We start from the raw sequence: 19,211 nt of genomic DNA, 5'->3' as shown, positions 1-19,211 counted from the left end.
CTGAGCCTGTCGTTTTCTTCCAAGACGGGGCCCACCCCCGGTGAATACGTTGGGACCGCCGGCTCGCACTGGCGATATCGACCAACCCGAGGGCTCCCATGCACCGCGACTCCGAGATCCACCCCTTCCGCATCGACATTCCGCAAGCCGACATCGATGACCTGCGCGAACGCCTGGCGCGCACGCGCTGGCCGGCGCAGCTGCCGGGCGGCGACTGGGTGAGGGGCGTGCCGGTGGCCTACCTGCAGCGGCTGGCCGCGCACTGGCAGCACCAATACGACTGGCGACGCTGCGAGGCCCACCTGAACAGCCGCCCGCAATTCATCACCCGGATCGATGGCCAGACGATCCACTTCGTGCACCTGCGCTCGCCCGAGCCGGACGCGCAGCCGCTGCTATTGCTGCACGGCTGGCCCGGCAGCTTTGCCGAGTTCGACCGCGTGGTGGACGCGCTGTCCGACCCGCGCCGCCACGGCGGCGACCCCTCGCAGGCTTTCCACCTGGTGATCCCGTCGATCCCGGGTCATGGGTTCTCGATGCCGCTGGCCGACGCCGGCTGGAACCACGGCCGCTGTGCCCGTGCGCTGGCGGCGCTGATGCAGCGCCTGGGCTACACACGTTACGGCGTGCAAGGCGGCGACGTGGGCGCGTTCATCGCGGCGGAGCTGGGCCGCATCGACAGCGAGCATGTCAGAGGCGTGCACTGCAATGCGCTGGTGACGTTTCCCTCCGGCGACCCCGCCGAGCTGGAAGGCCTGACGGCCTCGGAGCAGCAGCGTCTGGAGCGGCTGCAGAACTTCCGCGACCGGATGATGGGCTTCGCGCACATCCAGGGCACGCGGCCGCAGACGCTCAGCTACGGGCTGCATGATTCGCCGGTGGGCCAGCTGGCCTGGATCGTCGAGAAGTTCAAGGAATGGACCGATCCCGCGGCCGCGCTGCCGGAGGATGCGGTGGGCCTGGACGCGCTGCTGGACAACGTGAGTCTGTACTGGTTCACCGGCACCAGCGGCCCCTCGGCCAACCTGTACTATGAAGCCTTCAACGACCCGTCCGGCTGGGCGCCCAAGCCGCGCGGCACGGTGCCCATGGCCGTGGCCGTGTCGCTGACGCAGGACGTGGCGGTACGCCGGCTGGCCGAACGCGACCACCATATCGTGCGCTGGACCGAGCTGGCGCGCGGTGGGCATTTCCTGGCGACGGAGACGCCCATGGCGCTGGCCGTCGATCTGCGGGAGTTCTTTGGTTCGCTGTCCTAGGGCACCAATCACGTTGGAGTCCCGAGGGAATCAACAGAAGGGAAGAGAAACCGCAAGGGCGCGAGGGGCGCAAGGGGGCAGGCAAGAGAAGTTCTCGTCTCTGGTCCCTTGCGCCCCTTGCGCCCTTGCGGTTTCTCTCTTCCCCGCATTCCTTGCCCTTGGAGCTTGCTTCTCGGCAGATCGGTCGGGCTCGCGATCCATTGAGTTCAGGCAACTTTCAACCTCTATCCGGACTGCGCCGGGAGCGTGTCAGGAACGCGGGTGGCGCCGATGGGGTTCCGGACATCACCCAGCTCCGCGGCTCACGCCCTGCGCGCTCAGCCGTGAATGGCGTGCTCGCGCTCGGCTCACACGGCGGCGACGCGCAGCACGTCGGACCGGAGGTGAAGAAACGACGCGTGCACATAGCGGATGAACGGCGCCTTCAGGCCGAAGAAGGACGCCAGATCGACCTCGGCCGCTGCGCGGAACATCCCCTGATCCAGCACGGGAGCCTCGGTGCGGAGCGCGCCGCTCGCGAGGCTCCGGCAGGCGGGGGACCCCGATGCAGGGTGGATGGCGACCACGAGCGTGGCGGCCCACGGGGCGGCGGCGAAGCGCTCGCCAATGGATCTCGGATACCGGTAGCGGAGCGCGAGCACGGCGCCTCGCAGCGCGGCCTCGAGAACAGGCGCCGCGCCCGCCACGGCCGGTACCGGAGGAGCGGCATTCGCCCCCGCAGGCGCGCCCTTCACCCCCGCGATCGCGCCCGCCGCCCCGGGCGCGCCGCCGCACCCGCCGAGCGCCACGAGGCCAGCCCCCGCGGTGACCTGCGCGATGAACGCGCGCCGCCCCTCAATCGCCATGCGACGGCCCCTGGAGCCTGCGCCTGCGCGCCTGCCCCACCAGCATCCGCGCCGGCGTGATGCGGCCCAGCGCCGCGGCGCTCTCCTCCGCCGTCGGCCGCACGGGGTGACCCGGCGGGAGCTCGGCGACCATGCTCTGCCACAGCGCGAGCGCCCGGTGCTGGTAGATCTGCGCCAGGCTCGATCGCGGCGAGAGGAAACGCTGGCCGAGCACCATGGCCCTCTCCAGAAAGGCGATCGCCTCGTCGTCGCGGCCGTCGTTCAGGAGGTGGAGCCCCTCGTTGTACCAGGGCATCGGATCCGCCGGATCCTCCTCGCGCATGCGCTGGTTCGCCTCGAGGTAGCGCGACAGCTTCTCTTCCATGACGCCGTCGTCCTTCAGGAAGCCGTAGTGCTGGATCTCCACGCCAGCCGGGCGGACGACGAGCTCCGGGTGCCGGTCGAGGCTCGGCTGCACCGTCTCGTGCACGGCGCGCCCGTACCGGATCCGCGCGTCGTTGCGGAACAGCCGCACGGCGATCGTCATGACGGGCGGGCCGTCCTTCTGATGATTGGCGATCTCGAAGGAATAGGCGTGGACGTCGAGGTCGTCCATGAGCCGAACGACGCGCGGCAGATCCCAGTGTGCGAGCTCCTCGTCCGGGTCGAGGCTCAAGATCCAGGGCCGCGTGGCCATCTCCAGGCCCACGTTGCGCACCTCGGCCAGGTCCAGCCGGTCCGTCCGGTGGACGCGCACCCGGTCGGTGAACCTCCGCGCGATCTCGACCGTCGCGTCGTCGCTGCCGTTGTCGACAATGCAGATCTCGTCGACGAACGGCTCGAGGAACGCGAGGAACCGCTCCAGCCGCTCCGCCTCGTTCCTCGCGATGATGCACAGGGACACCCCGGACGCGGGCGCATACCTGCGCAGCGTCACCGTGTTGCTCGCGAGCTCGGCCAGCTCGGGGGGCGCGCCCGCCCGCGCCGCGCCCGGCCGCCCGTGGAGCGCGAGCCGCGCCTGCCGCGACGCCTCGCTGTCGTAGCCGAGCCGCCGCACGCGGACGTCGGTGAAGCGCCCGCACCCGTCCGGCATCTCGGGGATGCCGCCGCCGGGCAGGCCGCCCTCGGCCCCCCGGGCGGCGCGCAGGCCCGGCTCGTTCCGGTACATGCGGTACCCCGACATGGCCCCGAGCGCGCCGTCCGCCCGGAAGTACGTGCGCGTCGGCTCCCAGAACGTGTACCAGTGGAAGCCGAGCGCCTTGATGTGCGGATCGGCGAGCTGCATGAGGCGCTCGGCGCGCGCGCGGTCCATCTCGAACACCTCGTCGGCGTCGACCGCGATGATCCAGTCCGGGGAGAGCTCCGCCGCCATCTGCAGGGCGCGGTCGCGATCGCGCCGATCGTCCACGGCCGACGGCAGCTCCGTTCGCTCGTACCTGGCCACGGCGGGGTGCGACCGCGCGATCGCCCCTGTCCCGTCCGTCGATCCGTCGTCGAGCACGACGATCGCGTCGGCGAACCGCGCCGTCGCGTCGAGGCTCTCGCGCAGCGTCGCCTCAGCGTCCCTGACGCGGTACGCAGCGACGAGCCGCGTCTTCCCGGCGCGGCGGCCGCGCCACTTCTCGAAGAAGAGCTCCGCGCCCCCGAGGCCGCCCTGCGCGCCGGGGAACGCCTTGCTCAGCGTGGCGCTCCCCTCGTGGTGCACGTACACGTCGCTCGCGATCATGCACTCGAAGCCGCGCTCCTGCGCCCGCAAGGCGAGGTCGGCGCCCTCGTGGCTTACCGGGAAGAAGCGCTCGTCGAGCCCGCCGATCTCGGCGTACACCTCGCGGCGCATCATCAGGCAGAAGGTCGAGAGGGCGAACGACGGCGCCCACCGCCGGCGGAACGCCTCGCGGTGCTCGGCCGCGAGCTCGTTCAGCGCCTCGGGCTGGAACGGCGGCGGGTTCTGCACCTTCTGCGGGCCGCGCGCGCTGTTCGTCACGGGCCCGACGAGCCCGACGCGCCGCACGCCAGCCACGGCCCGCGGCGCCTCCTCCATGCACTCTCGCAGCCCTTCCAGCCACCTCGGGGTCACCACGACATCGTTGTCGAGGAACACAAGGTAATCCCCGGCCGCGACCTCGAGTCCCCGGTTCGCGCCGCCGGCCAGGCCGAGGTTCTCGTCCAGGAAGACCGTCTTGGCGGCGTCACCGAGCCGGCGCGCGACGTCGGTGAGGTACGCGGGGGTGCCGTCCTCCGAGCCGTTGTCGACGAAGATCACCTCCGCGTCCGAGGGGAGCGTGCGGAGGAGGGCGTCCACACATCGCGCCGTGTAGTGGAGGTTGTTCCACGTGACGACGATAACGGAATAAACAGGCGTCATCGGGCACCGGGCGGGGCCATGAGGCGAACCACGTTGGAGACGTACTGGCGATACGCCGCGTGCAGATAGAACGCCCCGACCCGGGGTGCCAGGACGATCTCGCACCGGAAGCTGCCCACGAGGTCCGCGCCCACGTCGTCGATGTCGTCGGGGAAGACCAGCCTCGGCCCGAGCAAAGGCACGGTGACGCCGCCCTGCGCGGGGGCATAGATCAGCGTGAGAAAGACGCCGCGGAGCACCTCGGCGCGCTCGACCTCGATATCGACGGCGGGCACACGCGAGCTGCCGTGGACGACGTGGACGAGGGCGCCGCCCTCGACGGTGGGCGGGCCAGGATGGGCGAGGACGACGCCCGCGCCGGAGGTCGCGGGCGTCTCCGCGGTCAGGCCGAAAGAGACGGATCGGACGAGCATGGGTTCACCGCCGGTCAGAATTCGATGGCCTTCTTGTCGACGAGATCGATGCCTATCACGTTCGACACGTAGTTCTCGAGGACGAGGTACACATAGACGCTCGGCCGGTAGCGGGGCACCGCCACGGCGCAGGGGAAAGCGACGGTGACGTTGAGCCAGGCGCCCTGATACCCCTCGGACGCCAGGCTGCCGCGGCCCGGCATCGGCAGCGCGGGCTCGGCGAGCTGGTTCGGGCCGTCGCGCTCGCCCGCCGGGAACTCGATGAACGTGTTGCGCGCGAGCAGGGCGCCGCCGTCCGCCTGCTCGATGTCGTGGACGACGAGGACCATCGACTCCTCGACGTCACGGTAGCGGCTCGCGACGGCGTCCGGGAACAGGAACGAGGCCGAGACGTCGAGCTCCACCGTGCCCGCCTCGAAGGACACCCGCGAGATCGCGAGTCGGATGGCCTCCTTGCCGGCCGCTATCTCGGGCGAGCCCCCGTGGGGGGCGAAGCCAAAGGGTGTCCGGGGTTCGATCTCCATGGGGTCCTCTCGACGTGGGTGCGGCGCGGGGCGCGGGGTCGAGAGAGCAGCGCGCCCCCGCCCCGCCCGCGAGGTTCAGCCAAAGTGGTTCCAGCTGCGGGAGGTCTGCGCCGGCGTATCGAGACGCACGCGGCGGATGCGCGGGGCGCACACGGGGCAGAAGACGCCGTCGTCGCGGTTGTTGTGGCCGGCGTGGTAGATGGTGCAGAGCCGCCCACCGAGCGCGGGCCACCAGTCGTACCGCTGGCCCGACGTGGTGGACGGGTCCGGCGTGAGGCCTGCGTTCGTGTTGCAATGCGGGCCCTGCCCGCCGAACTGGTCGGTGTACCAGGTGGGGTTGGCGAGCTGCGTAGCGAGCGCCACGCCGGTCGCGCTGTACTGCGGCTCCTGCCGGACGGTCTGCCCGATGCCGTGCCCCATCTCGTGGACGAAGGTGCCGAGGACCGCCGTCTCGCTCCGGCCAGGGCCCGTGCACCCGACGACGCAGAAATTGCCCCAGCTATAGCCGTTGATCGAGCTCTTCCAGATGAACGAGAAGGTGAGGTTGTACGTGTTGCCCGGCGTGGCGAGGTGGGCCGTGAGGCCCGGCAGCGCGGTGAGGTTCCAGTTGACGCGGTTCGGTGACCCGGGCGTGACGGTGAAGTACGACCGCACGTCGGTGGCGCCGGCCGCCGGCCACGACGCCTGCGCCGTCCACATGAAGCTGTTGCCGTTCAAGGGGTCGCGCCACACGTTGCGGAACGTGGTCACGCTCCCGACCGCGTTGTTCGCCGTGGGGAACGCGTGCCGCTGGAGCTGCGTGTAATAGCAGTTCGGCACCAGCAGGAAGGCCATGTGCAGCGGCTTGTCGGACAGCGTGCCTCCCGCGGGGGGCGCGCCGCCGACGCGCAGGTTGAGCAGCGCGTTCGGGCCGCCGTTCATGAACGGCCAGTCGAAGGTCGGCGAGCTGACCGCCTGCTGCGACAGGCTCTGGAACTCGACGCGGGCCGAGTCCACGACCGCGAGCGCCGGCTGGACCGCCTTGCGCTCCAGCTCGATGAAATGGCGCGCGAACTCGCCCACGAACCGCGGATCGATGTTGTTGTACGTGGCGAGCGTCTGCGCGCCGGAGTACCAGACCGTATAATAGAGCTTTCGCCACGTCTGGAACTCGTCGGTGGCGAGGAACTGCGCCCGCTGCCCGTCGCGCGACGCCTTGATCTTGTACTTGTCGCCGCCGATGTGCGTGAACGTGATCGTGTTGTCGAAGTGGTGCCCCGCGCCGACCGTCACCCCGGGGGCCGCGCCGTGCGCGAGCCGCGTGCGCTCGGTCAGCGACTGGAATGCGAGGTTCTCGTTGCCCGGGTCGGGCTCGATCCACCAGTCCACGCGATCGCCGGGCGCGACGTTGGGCACCTGATTGGGCGTGACCTGCAGCTGCCGCGTGGGGCCGTTCACGCCGGTCACGGCGACGGGGAGGTTCACGTATTGCTTGATCGTCGGCATGCGAGAGCTCCAGGACGAATCAGCGGGGAGTCCGGTCCATCAGCGCGGCGCGGGTCGAGGCTCGCTCCGCGGCCTCTCCCTCAGAGCACCTCGATCTTGTCGACGCCCCAGTCCTTGGGGTTCTCGGGCGCGGGCGGCGGCTCCTCCATGACGATCACGATGAGCGGCGGCTGGATGACCGGCGTGGGCGGGGTGTTCTTGCTGTTGTGGAGCATGAGATCGAGCGCGCGGGCGCAGCCCTTTCCCTCGACCTTGACGTCGAACGAGTAGCTGATGAACTCGGCCTTGTTCATGTTCACGCCGGAGGCGACGCCCCCGTTCGTGCCCGCCTCGTCGCCGCTGCTGCGCGAGAAGTTGCTGTCCTGATGGCAGAGCGGGTTGCCGTCGGCCTTGACGTTCTTCGCGGTGCCCGCGGCGTCGGACGACATGGCGATGTTGGGATAGGGGACGGGGACCGGCGGGGCGGGCGGCGCGGGGGTGAGGCACACGTCCGGGAAGGCGATGGTCATTCCATTGCTCGCGGCGTGGACGACCGTGCGCGAGTTGACTCCTACGGTGACAGGCATATCGCTCCTCCTTCACGCCCTCTTCGCTGCAGCCGAGACGAGGCACACGGCGGCGCGCGTCCCGTCGCCGGAACCCGCGAAGAGCGCCGCGCGCGCCTCGGGGGACGCGCGCGCCGCGCCGCGCTCGAACGATCGCACGCACACGGCCGCGAGGCACCCGCCGGTCGCGGCGCCGACGTCGCCGTAGCCGTCGGCGGGGTGCCACAGCGCCCGGACGCCCCCGAGGAGCGCGGGCGCGCGGACGCGCGCGAGCCCCCACTCCTTGGCCCGGTAGCTCTCGCCGTTGAGATCGCAGAGGACCCACGGGGGCGGGCCGCCCGCGGCGCACGCGGCGGCGAGCGCCGCGGCGAGGGCCTCGCCCGAGGGGGGATCGCCGCTCTCGATGGGATGGGGCTCCTCGCCGGCGCCCGTGCCCTCGATCTCGGCCAGGATGGGGGCGCCGCGCGCCTCGGCGCGGCGGCGGTGCTCGACGAGCAGCGCGGCCGCGGCCTCGCCCGGGATGAACCCGTCGAGGTTGCGGCGGCTCTTGAGCCGGCGCGCGTGGTCGAGCGCCTCGAGCAGCGCCACGTCGACCTGGGAGTCGGCGCCGGCCACGATCCAGGGCGTGCCGGGGTCGGCCTCGACGGCGCGCGCCGCGTGGGCCAGGCCGAGGAGCATGGCCGCGTGCCCGTCGGGGGCGAGGAGGCCGCGGGTCACGGCGTCGACCCCGGCGGCGTCCGCGAGCCTCTCCCGGAAGGCGTCGCGCAGCTCGTGGTGGTGCGCGGCGGGGCCGGGCGAGGGGCGCGCGAGGAAGAACGAGGCGTCCTCCAGGTCGGCGCGCGCGAGGTCGGCGGAGGTCACGAGGTCCTGGAGCGCCAGCGCGAGCAAGCGGACCGGGAGGTCGAGCGCGCGGGGGAGATCGGTGTACGCCGCGACCACGGAGAAGGGCTCCTCCGGGCGGGGCGGGTCGGCGGGGAGGCAGGGGTAGCTCGGCCACTCGCGGAAGCGCGTGAGGCGGGCGCGGACCGCGGCGGTGGTGGACGCGGCGGTGTCGCCGAGGGCGGTGACCATGCCGGCGGCGGTGATGACGGCTCCGGTGCTCATGCGGGCGCGGGCTCCACCTCGATGCGGCGCACGCGGAAGAGATCGCGACCGACGGGCATGGCGCCCCGGTACACGAGCACGGCGCGGAGGTCGTCGGGCTCGAGGACCACGGTGTCGAGGACCAGCGGGAGCGGGCGGCGCTCGGAGTCGATCAGGACGACGGCGCGCGGCGCCGCGCGGGGCAGCGAGAAGCGCTGCGGGCCGAGGGGGCTCAGATGCACGAGCTCGACCGGCTCGCCGCCGCGGAGGTGCGGCGTGGCCACGAGGCGCGGGTGCGCGCCCTGGTGGTAGCGAGGGTCGAAGGCGGCAGGCAGGAACGGCGACGGCGCAGGGGGCGGCGACCCGGCGGGGGGCGGCGGCGCCGCGGGGTCGGGCGCCGTGGCGGCGTAGCGCAGGCGCGGCTGCCAGCTGCGCCCGATGAAGCCGAGGCCGACGGGCTCGGGGCGATCGTCCGGGGAGCGGAGCGGCTTCCTGGGATCTTCGAGGTTCGGCATGGCGAGCTGCGCGAGGTCGACGAGCGAGCGGCGGGCCCGGAACCCGCGGCCCACGGGGTTGCGGTGCTCGACCTCGTGGTCGGCGGCGGACTCGGCGGACTCGTCCCGCCCGCCGAACGCGCGCTCGTACACGAGCGGCATCCGCTCGAAGGGCGCGGGAGAGGTGGGGCGCGCCCAGGTGCGGTCGCCGAAGACGGCGAGGGTCGTGCGGATCGGGCCGACGCGCACGGAGACCTGGACCTCGGCGTCGCGGCGGCCGGGCGGGTACGCGTGGCCGAGGACGACGACGTCCGTGCCGACCTTGTGCGGCGCGAGATCGCTCTCGTAGCGGACGCTCGAGAGGCCCGACTCGCCGTGGAAGGCGTCGGCGTGCTGGAGCGGCACCTGCTCGGCTGCGGGCGCGAGGCGGCCGCCGGCGTGGATGGCGAGCGTCGCCTTGACGAGGACGACGAGCACCTCGGCGCCGGCGGCATCGACATGGACGATGCGCTCGGCGACGAAGGGGGTTCGGTTGCGGAGGTCCATGTTCAGGTGGGCGTGGGCGCGGCGTCGGGCACCGAGCGGAGGAACGAGGCGCCGAGGCCGTCGGCCGCGACCTTCGCGGGGCGGCGCTTGCGCGGGGGGATGAGCGGCTCCGACGAGGGGCGCGCGTCCGGGGCGAGGCGCTGCCGGTGCGGGCGCGCGGGACGCCGGGCGGGGGCGGCGGCGGCCGCCGTGGCGGGCCAGGGCGGGGCGGCGGGCGACGATCCCAGGGCGTACGACGGCGCGATGCGCGGCTGGGAGAGGGCGTACGACGGCGCGACGGGCGGCGGCGAGGCGACGGGCGCCGAGGCCGCGGCTGTGCCCGACACCCACGGCGAGTGCGGCTCCGAGGCGGCGTGGGGGGCCGCGCCCGACACCCAGGGCGAGGAGCGCTCCGGCGCGGACGGCGCGGCAGGCGCGGACGGCGCGGCAGGCGCGGACGGCGCCTGGGGAGCAGCGGGAACGGGCGCGGACGGCGCCGGCGCGAACGGCAGCACGCCGGACGCCGCCGCCGGCGCTCGGACCGGCGCCGCAGGCGTTGCCGCGGCCGGGGCGGCGAACGGGAGCGCCCACGCCGCTGCGCCATCGCGGGCGCCCGGGGAAGACGGGGCAGCGGGCGCGAACGGCAGCGCCCTTGAAGCTGCGCCCGCCGCCGCCGGCGCCACGAAGGGCAGGCCGCCGCGCCGCGGCTCCGCAGGCGGTGTCCCCGCTGCGGCGGGCAGCTCCGCCGTGCGAGACCTCTCGAGGCGCGGTCCTTCCGCGGAGGCCGCAGGCGATCGGAACGGCAAGGCGGGGTTCGGCTGCCCTTCCTCCGGATCGACCTGCGCCGTCCCGGCCAGCGGAGGGCGCGGTCTTCCCACGGAGGCCGCGGGCGATCGGAACGGCAAGGCGGGGTTCGGCTGCCCTTCGTCCGGATCGATCGGCGCCGTCCTGGCCAGCGGAGGGCGCGGTCTTCCCACGGAGGCCACGGGCGACCGGAACGGCAAGGCGGGGTTCGGCTGCCCTTCGTCCGGATCGACCTGCGCCGTCCCGGCCAGCGGATGGTCCGCCGCCCCGCGCGCCGCCCGCTGCGGGCTCGCCGCAGCCGACGCTTCCTCCGGATCGAGCGCCACCGTCCCCGCCAGCGGATGCCCCGCCGCGCGCCTTCCCCGCTGCGGGCTCGCCGCAGCCGACGCCTCCTCCGGATCGAGCGCCACCGTCCCCGCCAGCGGATGCTCCGCCGCCCCGCGCGCCGCCCGCTGCGGGCTCGCCGCAGCCGGCGCCTGCGCCGCTCGCGCCTGCTGCAGCGCCGCCTGCGCACTCTCCGCGCGGACCGGCGGCGCTGCCGCGGGGTCCCACGGCACGTCCTCGCCCGGGAGCGCGACCCTGGCCGCGACCCGGACGCTGGCGAGGGCCTCCTCGCCCGGCAGCACCGCGCTGGCGCGCCACACGAGCGAGCAAAGCCAGCGATCGGCGTCGATCACGAGCATGTCGGCGACCAGCGGCAACATCTGCGGCTGCGCCGCACCCCCGAACGCGACCCGCGCCTCGGCGACAGGGCCCGGCAACCAGGCCTCGATGCGGTCGAGATCCGGGTGCATCCCCTCGATCAGGATCCACTCGTTCCCCCGGAGGTACGGTGTCTGCTGATCGGCCGGCGCCGCCTGGAAATACGCCCAGTCGAAGCCGTCCGGGACCACGGGCCACGGGGCCTGCACGCCGCGCGGATCGGCGTTGCCCAGCCGGCGCTGCCGCGCGGGCCAGTGCGCCGCGATCGGCCCGAAGCCGGCGGCGCGCGCCGGCTGCCGGGGATCGATGATGTTGGGCGCGCGGCCGGCGCGCGGATCGACGCCGGCCGGGTTGTCGGGGTCGGCCGCCCCGCCGGGGGCGCGCTCGTAGCCGAGCGGCATGGCGAGGAACGGCTGCGGGGCGCCGCGGCCGTTGCCGCCGCGGTCGCCGTAGACGTGCAGGGCCTTGTCGAGCAGGACGGCCGCGTCGAGGCCGACGCGCAGGCGGACGGGGACGAGCGGCGCCGGGTTCCGTCCGCGGGCCCAGGCGTGCCCGCCGAGGAGGATGTCCGCGCGCGGAAGGAACGGGGCCATCTCTCCGGCCGCCGAGATGGCGGCGCGCGGGTCGGCCGCGGCGCGGGCCGCGCGCACGTCCGCCGCGACGATCGGCGCGGGCGGGAGCGGCGACATGGCGCGCTTGTGCTCGAGCTGGAAGGTCGCCTTGACGACCACCGCGAGCATCACCCGCCCCCGGGAGCGGAAGGGGCGCACCGCGGCCGCGGCGTGCCCGAGGGCGCGCGGCGCGGGCGGCGCCCTCACGGCGAGGCCCCGAGCGCGGCCCTCTGCCGCTCGACCCGCGCGGCCACGTCGAACAGCGGGCGGCCGGGCGCGCGCGCCGCCCGCTCGAACGCAGCGCCCGCGCGGCGCCGCTGGCTGCCGAGCCGGAGCACGCGATCGAGCGCCCCCTCGTCCAGCGGGCGGCCGTCCACGTGGCGCACCCCCGACGCGAAGCGCCCGCGGTGCGCCGCCCAGAGCGCCCGCACGTTCGCCCCGTGCGGCCACGGGAGCTGCGTGTCCGGATCCATCTTCACGCTGGCGTCGCGCGGATCGTCGCTCGGACCAGCATCGAAGCCGGGCGCCGCGGCCCCGCGCAGCGCCCCCTCGATCGGCGCGCCGGTGATACGCGAGAACACCTCGCCGGCGAGCCGCGCGAGCGGCGCGACGTCCAGCCGATCGAGCACCCACGGCAGCAGCGCCGGATCACCCAGCGCCCCCGCCGCGACAAGGCAGACCCGCCCGAGCCCGGGCGACCGCATCAGCGCCTCGATCCGGCGGCGGGCCTCGCCCGGCGGGCTCACGCGGGCGGCGCAGTCGGCCGCCTCCTCCGCGAACGCACCGCTCCGCCCGGCGACGCTCCACAGCGCCTCGTCCGCGCCGCGCGCCCCGAGCAGCGCGCCGGCCCACGCCGACCAGAAGCGCTCGGCCTCGTCGTCCGAGCCCCACGCGCCGCGGAGCTCGCCCGCAAGATCGGCGCGGCCCAGCGCGCCGGCCGCGCGGAAGGCCAGCGCGCGGATCGCCGCGTCGCCGTCGCAGAGCGCATAACCAAGGAACTGCCCGGGATCGCGGCGGTGCGCGACGCACGCGGCCAGCGCGAGGCGGCGCAGCGCCGGCGGCTGCGCCCCCGACAGCATCGGCGCCACGATCGCGAACGCGTCGGCCGGCGACGCCCACGCGAGGGCGCCCGCGATGCCGGCGGCGGGCTCGTCCGCCTCCTCCGTCGCGTCCAGCACGGCCGCGAAGCCCGGGAAGTCGCGCGCCTCGACCGCGGCGATGGCCGCCGCGAAGAACGCGCCTGGATCCTTCGTCGAGAGGGCGGCCAGCGTGAGCTCCCAGCCGGGCTCCCCCGCGATCCGGAGCCCATCGAGGTGGGCCTCCACGCGCTCCTCGAGCTCCGCGAGATCGGCCAGCGTGTAGTGGTGCGACCTCACGGCCATCTCGCGGAGCTCCCAGAGGAACGACGCCATCTCCGCGTGATCAGCCACCACCTCGTGAACCATCCGCCTCGGCTCCGATCCTGCGCGACGCCGCTCAGTTGATGTCGACCCCGCTCCCCGAGAGCTTGATGTTCGAGCCCGCCTTGACGCTCACGTCACCGTCGCTCTTCACCTCGACCTTGGCGCCCTCCACCTTGACGGTGCCCGAGCCCTTCACGGTGATGTCCGACCCCTCGACCGTGATCTTGCCGGAGCTGTCGACGATGATCTTGCCGCTCCCGCACTCCAGCGTGAACTTCTCGCCGACCTTGACGGTCTTCTTCGCGCCGACGGACTCGGTCGCGTCCACATCGATGTTCCGGGTCTCGGTGCCGCCGACCGACAGCGTGTCGTCGCTGCCGACGGTGGTGTTGCGCTTCGAGCCGACCTCGAGCGTCGCGCGATCACTCACCTTGACGGTCTCCTCGCCGCCCACCGTGAGCTCGCGCTTGCCGCCCACCGACTCGATGTCGTCCTTCCCGACATCGGTCTTCCGGCTCTTCCCGATCTTCAGGCTCGCGTCCTCGCCGATGTCCACGCTCTCGCTCTCGACAACGCCGAGCGTGCGGTTCGCGCCGATCTTCTCGTTGTGATCCTCGCCAACCTCGGTGGTCTTGAAGGCGCCGATCGACTCCCACTGGCTGTTGTCGATGCGCTTCTTCCGGTCGTGGCCGACGGTCAGGCGCTCGTCGTGGCCGACGGACTGGGTCTTGTCGTTCTCGACCTCGATGTTCCAGTCCTTCTGCGCGTGCAGGTAGACCTCCTCCGCGCCTCTCCTGTCCTCGAACCTGAGCTCGTTCGAGCCGCCGCCGCCCGGCGAGGTGTCCGACTTGATGGTGCTCTTCGTCTTCTCGGCCGGCAGCGCGTAGGGCGGCACGTTCGCGCCGTGGTAGACGCGCCCGACGATCAGCGGGCGATCCGGGTCGCCCTCGAGGAAGTCGATGACGACCTCGTGGCCGATGCGCGGGATGTACATCGAGCCCCACGCCGCGCCCGCCCAGATCTGGCTCACGCGCATCCAGCACGAGCTGTGCTCGTTGCGGCGCCCCAGCCGGTCCCAGTGGAACTGCACCTTCACCCGGCCATAGATGTCCGTGTGGATCTCCTCGCCCGCCGGGCCCACGACGATCGCCGTCTGGACGCCGCGGGGCGTCGGCTTGGGCGTCTGCACCGGCGTGCGGTAGGGCACGTCGTCCGGGATGCACTGGAATCGATTGGAGTACCCCACGACGTTCTCCTGCGACTCCCCCCCGACGGCCCGCGAGCCGAAATGGTCGACGCGGGTGATCAGGTATGCGCGGTTGAAGCTCTCGCGGCCGTGGTCCTCGAGCGTGAAGGTCGCCCCGGGCATGAACCGGAGCACGCTCCCCTGCCCCTCCGCGGTGCGGCGCACGAGCTGGAGCTGCTCGAGCCGGAGCTTCGCGAGCTGGGTGCCCTCCTCGGGCAGATCGTGCTCGGTGGCATACACGTACACCTCGAGGTCGGTGTCGCGGTCGGCCTCCGCCTCCCCCTCGAGGCTCAGGCTGGGCTTCTGGAAGTTGTAGTCGCGGACGGTGACCTTGCCGGGCCGGACCTCCTCGGCCATGGAGAAGCGAGAGAGGGCCTCCTTCGCCGTGAGCGCCCCGCCGGCGGCCCGATACGGCACGACGCTCGGCCCGTCGATGGGCTCGTGGACGAACGGCCCGTCGCCGAAGACGAGCACGTGGTTGTCGGCCTTGTGCTCGAAGAAGCAGAACATGCCTGTCTCTTCCATCAGGCGGCTGATGAACGCCCAGTCGGTCTCGGCGTACTGCACGCTGTACTCTCGCCGATCGTGGGTCATCGCCGTCGAGATGCGGAAATCCTCGGAGGACAGGCCCGCCGCGCGGAGCACCTTGTCGATGATCTCCGGCGCCGTCGCCTCCTGGAAGATGCGGTAGTCGTGCCGGTGCTGCAGGCGCCACGCCCGCGGGACGACCGTCGCCAGGTACGTGGTGACCGAGCGCCCCTCCTCGTGCTGCTCGAAGCGCGCGACGATGCCGTGGATGTACCGAGTCGACGCGTCGTTCCGGATCGTGAGCAGGCACGTTTGCCCGACCAGCCCGTCGAACGCGAGCGCGGCGTCCGTCGACGCGAGGGTCACGCGGAAGTGGAACAGCCGCGATATGCCCTCATGACCTTCGATCCGCGCGACGCGCCACGGATCGGTCGCGCCTTCCACAGCGAAATCAAACTCGATCGCACCGTCCGTCATCGGCCGCCTCGCCTCGCCCGTCCCGGAGCCCGAGCCTTCGAGCCTACCATCGCTCGCCGACCGGGTGGGCACATTCACGCGGGTCTACGCTGTCGACATGCCGGCGCGCTGCCTGACGAACGGTTGACGCACGGCGAGGGCGGGCATAGTCAGATCGGGCGCCGGGGGAACAGCGCACAGCGGATCGCGCGGATTCATGGGCAACGTCTGGCAGGTCGTCGATGCGTACGGAGACGTCGGCTTCGTCCGCGCAGCCGGCGCGGTCCTGCCCGAGGGCGCGGAGCCGATCGAGCCTCACCTGGCCGCCCTCGAGGTGCCCGCGTGGTTCCCTTCGGAGGAGCCGGACCGCGACCGCGTCGATCTCCTGAGCGAGCTGTGCGCCGCGGGCGCCGGCATCGTGTCGCTCGACGCGGCGCGCGAGCTCGACCTGCTCCGCGAGCGCGTCGCCGAGCTGCTCCGGACGGGGTGCATCCTCGCCTTCCGCGGCCCGCCGCCGCGCGCCCCGGAGGCGCGCAGGCCGCTCGAGGTGCCGCCGCCGGTGCAGCCGTCGCCGAAGGCGCCCGACATCGTCCACGCGCTGGTCGGCGTGATCCAGGTCGACTTCACGGCGAACCACATGGTGGAGCGCGATTCCCTCGGGAACTTCGCCTCCCCTGAGTGGCTGAGCACGCGGCAGGCGGCAGATCAGTCCCCCGTCTGCTACGTCCGCGGCGCGCGCGTCCCGCTCGCCGTGGTGCTGCGCGTGCTCCGGCCGCCCACCGGGACCGAGTCCGTGCAGCTGCGCGGCCGCGCCATGGCCGGCGGCGCGACGCTCGAATGGACGTGCACGGTCAGCGTGTCGCCCGGGTCGGTCGACGTCTCCACGCCCTCGATGACGAGCAGCGCGCCGCTGCCGAACGTCGTCGCCTGCTACGATCGGCTGACGATCGCGTGGGAGGCGAACGCCGCCGGCACCGGCTGGGTCGGCGCGGGCACGACGACGCACCTCGTGTACGCGGTGCTCGGCGCGCCGGCCGGCACGGTCCACTGGACGCTCGTGGACATCTCGTGCCGCGCGGCCCAGGGCGAGACGATCGAGGGGCGCGTCGTGTCCCAGAGCTTCGCGCCCTTCGCGACGCGGGCGCTCACGCGCAAGCGCGACGGCGTGGGCCTCACGTACTGGAACCCGAACACGACCACCTGCACGAACACCCGCCTGCTCCTCGCGAGCGCCGACGGCAGCGGGCAGTGCGGCTCGTGGGCCGAGTTCTTCATCGACATGCTCAAGGTCCACGGCATCACCAGCGCCGACAAGGTGGTGGTCGTCGTCACCGTGACGGCGTGGACCTCGGGATCCCAGGGGTTCCTCGTGAAGAACTGGCAGTGGAACGCGGCCACGCGGCCCGCCCCGTGGACCCACCGCATGGGGACCGACGTGGTCAACCTGCCGGGGATCCCCGGCCAGCGGAACCCCGAGCCCCCGCCCGCGTTCTTCAACCATTTCATCGTCGTGCACGGCGGCCAGCTGTACGACCCCTCGTATGGCGGCGGGCCGTTCGCCGACGCGGCCACGTGGGAGACCGGCGCGATCGACGGGCTGTTCGCGGCCGCGCTCGCCGGCTATCCGAAATCGTCGAACCCGCAGGCCCTCGTGCAGCTGTGGAACATGCGCACGAACGCCCGCATCTAGAGCACCGACCAGCTTGGAAACCAGGGGAATGGACCGCCAAGGCGCCAAGGACGCCAAGAAGACAATAAAATCTTGGCGTCCTTGGCGCCTTGGCGGCTCAATTTCTTGCTGTTTGCATGCGATTTCAACCCGATTGTCGCGCTAGCGCGGCGCGGAGGTCGACCGGCATGCCCTCGCCCCGCTCGACCAGCACCCCCAGGAGGCCGCGCCGCGGGCCTCCCGCGCTCCTCGTCTGTCTCGCCGCCGCCGCGTGTCGCCCCGCCCCCGGATCTGCGCCCATGAACGAAACGCCCCCTCCGCCTCTCGCGCTCTCTCCCGCCGCGCTGCCCGACGCCCCGCTCGCGGACGCCTTGCGCCTCGTCGCGCTCGACGGGGCGCCGGTGCTGCTCGCGTCGTCGACGCACAGCGCGGCGCCGCCGCACCGCACCGACATCTGGGCCTTGCCGCTCGCGGGCCGCGGTCCGTCGGGCGCCGTCGCCACGATCCCGCAGCTCTTGCCCGCGCTGCCCCGCTGGGACGCCGCGGCGGCGGACGGCGGCGCGCTCTCGTTCGTGGTGGAGGTCGCCGGCGGCGCGATGAACGCGCTGGTCCGGCTCGACGGCGCCTCCGGTGTCCGCACCTCGCTCACGGCGCACCGGCCGTTCGCGAGCTTCAGCGGGCCTCGGTTCGTGCGCGGCGCGGGCGCCGGCTCGCTCCCCGCGCCCTCCCCGGGCGCCGTGTCCGCCGTTGTCGACAACGCGACAGGGGTCGTGCTGGAGGCCGCGCCGGCCGGCGGTGCCTCGGTGGAGCGCCCGCTCGGCGAGTGCATCGATGTCGTGGTCCTCGCCGGGTCGCCGGGCCCCACCGCGGTCTGCAAGCGCGTCGCCCCCGGCGCCTCGCGCGGCGGCGCGCTGCCCGGCACCGTGCGCGTCTCGGCCCGCGACGCGGCGTACGGCCCTGCCGGCGCCGAGGACGCGCCGTTCGGCGACCGCCGCGTCTTCGAGCTCGACGCCGACCGCGCGGCCGGCGGGCTCGTGATCGTCGCGACCTCCGCCGCCCATCTCCTCGTCGCGCACCGGCCGGCTCCTGGCGCCGCGTTCCGCGTGCTCCCCGTCGACGCTGGCGGCGCCGATCCAGCGACGTTCTCGGCGCCGTGCGTGCTGGTCACGGATCGCACCGTCACGATCGCGGTGCTCTCGAAGGCGCGCACGCCCGACGCGCGCGCGCTCGTGGCCACGTGGCCGCTGGACCCGCCGCCCTGACGGGCGCTGCCGTCGTGGCCCCCTCACCCATGCGCCGTCGCATCCTGTACATCGGCAATTTCGGCCCGTCGTTCTCGACCGAGAACCACGTCGGCGAGAGCCTGCGAGCGCTCGGCGTCGAGGTCGTCCAGGCCCAGGAGAACGCGTTCACCCTGCAGGAGCTCGACGGGATGGCGCGCGACGTCGATCTGCTGCTCTACACCCGCACCTGGGGCCTGCGCGGCGACGCGCTGCGCTGGATCACGCAGCTGCCCATCGCGACGGCCTCGTACCACCTCGACCTGTACGCCGGCCTCTCGCGCGGCCGCGATCTCCGGTTCGACCCGTTCTGGCGCACGCAGCACGTGTTCACGCCCGACGGCGGGAGCGAGGCGTTCTTCCGGGCGCAGGGGATACGCCACCATTACCTGAAGCCCGGCGTGTACGGCGCCGAGTGTTATCTCGCGGAGGTCGACCCCGGCGCCGCGGCCGACGTCTGCTTCGTGGGCTCGTACGATTATCATCCGGAGTGGCCTTATCGGAGGCGGCTCGTCGATTTCCTGTCGGAGACGTACGGCCGCCGCTTCGTGAAGCACGGCTCGCCGGAGAGCACCGTGCGCGGCGACGCCCTCAACCGCCTGTACGCCTCCTCGAAGGTCGTCGTGGGCGACAGCCTGTGTGTCGGCTTTGATCACCCGCATTACTGGTCCGATCGCATCTACGAGACGCTCGGCCGGGGAGGCTTCATGATCCACCCCTACATCTTCGGCCTGGAGGAGGAGTTCCGGGATCGCGAGCACGTGGTCTTCTATCCGTTCGGCGACTTCGCGGCCTTGCGGCGCCTCATCGACTATTATGTGAAGCACGACGACGAGCGCGAGGCGATCCGGCGGGCCGGGCACGCGCGCGTCAAGGCGAGCTTCACGTATGTGCACCGCATGCGCCAGATGCTCGGCATCCTCGGCGAGCACCACGCGGGGCTGAGGGGCTGGGTGTGACCCTGGCGTGGTGGAGGCCGCTCGCGGGGCCGGCCT

At 73.1% G+C, this 19,211-nt stretch carries 15 protein-coding genes; 4 read left to right on the top strand and 11 right to left on the bottom strand.

What is annotated here, in order from left to right:
- Positions 1-98 precede the first annotated feature (98 nt).
- On the top strand, positions 99-1,259 hold the full coding sequence (locus WME79_RS45465) for an epoxide hydrolase family protein (protein WP_437528431.1): 1,161 nt from the start codon (positions 99-101) through the stop codon (positions 1,257-1,259).
- 347 nt (positions 1,260-1,606) lie between these two features.
- On the opposite strand, the gene WME79_RS45460 is transcribed toward WME79_RS45465, so the two are convergent.
- The 11 genes from WME79_RS45460 to WME79_RS45410 form a co-directional block, all read right to left on the bottom strand.
- The gene (locus WME79_RS45460) at positions 1,607-2,104 is read right to left on the bottom strand and encodes a hypothetical protein (RefSeq protein ID WP_437528430.1); all 498 of its coding nucleotides are present in this window, start codon (positions 2,102-2,104) and stop codon (positions 1,607-1,609) included.
- A complete protein-coding gene (locus WME79_RS45455) occupies positions 2,094-4,448 on the bottom strand; it encodes a glycosyltransferase (RefSeq protein WP_437528429.1) in 2,355 nt (784 codons plus the stop codon). The genes WME79_RS45460 and WME79_RS45455 overlap by 11 nt, the downstream gene beginning before the upstream one ends.
- A complete protein-coding gene (locus tag WME79_RS45450; protein ID WP_437528428.1) occupies positions 4,445-4,861 on the bottom strand; it encodes a hypothetical protein in 417 nt (138 codons plus the stop codon). Before WME79_RS45450 ends, WME79_RS45455 begins: the two co-directional genes overlap by 4 nt.
- Positions 4,862-4,875: 14 nt before the next feature.
- On the bottom strand, positions 4,876-5,385 hold the full coding sequence (locus tag WME79_RS45445; protein WP_437528427.1) for a hypothetical protein: 510 nt from the start codon (positions 5,383-5,385) through the stop codon (positions 4,876-4,878).
- Between the two features lie 75 nt (positions 5,386-5,460).
- Positions 5,461-6,870 carry a hypothetical protein gene (locus WME79_RS45440; RefSeq protein WP_437528426.1) on the bottom strand — a complete coding sequence of 470 codons (1,410 nt, stop codon included), beginning with the start codon at positions 6,868-6,870 and terminating at the stop codon, positions 5,461-5,463.
- Positions 6,871-6,950: 80 nt separating this feature from the next.
- Positions 6,951-7,436: a DUF4150 domain-containing protein gene (locus WME79_RS45435; protein WP_437528425.1), complete on the bottom strand. Its 486-nt coding sequence runs from the start codon at positions 7,434-7,436 to the stop codon at positions 6,951-6,953.
- A 12-nt stretch (positions 7,437-7,448) separates the two neighbouring features.
- Positions 7,449-8,519, bottom strand: a complete 1,071-nt coding sequence (locus WME79_RS45430; protein WP_437528424.1) for a hypothetical protein — start codon at positions 8,517-8,519, stop codon at positions 7,449-7,451.
- Complete coding sequence (locus WME79_RS45425; RefSeq protein ID WP_437528423.1) at positions 8,516-9,538, bottom strand: DUF2169 family type VI secretion system accessory protein; 1,023 nt, start codon at positions 9,536-9,538, stop codon at positions 8,516-8,518. Before WME79_RS45425 ends, WME79_RS45430 begins: the two co-directional genes overlap by 4 nt.
- A gap of 2 nt (positions 9,539-9,540) precedes the next feature.
- Entirely contained in the window at positions 9,541-11,841 is a 2,301-nt protein-coding gene (locus WME79_RS45420) for a DUF2169 family type VI secretion system accessory protein (RefSeq protein WP_437528422.1), read from the bottom strand.
- On the bottom strand, positions 11,838-13,067 hold the full coding sequence (locus tag WME79_RS45415; protein ID WP_437528421.1) for a TIGR02270 family protein: 1,230 nt from the start codon (positions 13,065-13,067) through the stop codon (positions 11,838-11,840). The genes WME79_RS45420 and WME79_RS45415 overlap by 4 nt, the downstream gene beginning before the upstream one ends.
- Positions 13,068-13,110: 43 nt before the next feature.
- The gene (locus WME79_RS45410; protein WP_437528420.1) at positions 13,111-15,288 is read right to left on the bottom strand and encodes a type VI secretion system Vgr family protein; all 2,178 of its coding nucleotides are present in this window, start codon (positions 15,286-15,288) and stop codon (positions 13,111-13,113) included.
- Positions 15,289-15,484: 196 nt separating this feature from the next.
- Here WME79_RS45410 and WME79_RS45405 point away from each other — a divergent pair, with 196 nt between their 5' ends.
- The 3 genes from WME79_RS45405 to WME79_RS45395 all read left to right on the top strand — a co-directional run bounded on the left by WME79_RS45405 (position 15,485) and on the right by WME79_RS45395 (position 19,175).
- Positions 15,485-16,957 (top strand): hypothetical protein, encoded by a 1,473-nt coding sequence (locus tag WME79_RS45405; RefSeq protein WP_437528419.1) that lies wholly within the window; start codon positions 15,485-15,487, stop codon positions 16,955-16,957.
- Positions 16,958-17,235: 278 nt separating this feature from the next.
- On the top strand, positions 17,236-18,198 hold the full coding sequence (locus WME79_RS45400; protein WP_437528418.1) for a hypothetical protein: 963 nt from the start codon (positions 17,236-17,238) through the stop codon (positions 18,196-18,198).
- A gap of 29 nt (positions 18,199-18,227) precedes the next feature.
- The gene (locus WME79_RS45395; RefSeq protein WP_437528417.1) at positions 18,228-19,175 is read left to right on the top strand and encodes a glycosyltransferase family protein; all 948 of its coding nucleotides are present in this window, start codon (positions 18,228-18,230) and stop codon (positions 19,173-19,175) included.
- Positions 19,176-19,211 lie beyond the last annotated feature (36 nt).

It is taken from the genome of Sorangium sp. So ce726, from assembly GCF_051521405.1.
Taxonomy (GTDB): domain Bacteria; phylum Myxococcota_A; class Polyangia; order Polyangiales; family Polyangiaceae; genus Sorangium.
Note: the sequence above shows the minus strand (reverse complement) of the source record. Positions and strands in the feature narration are given on the sequence as shown.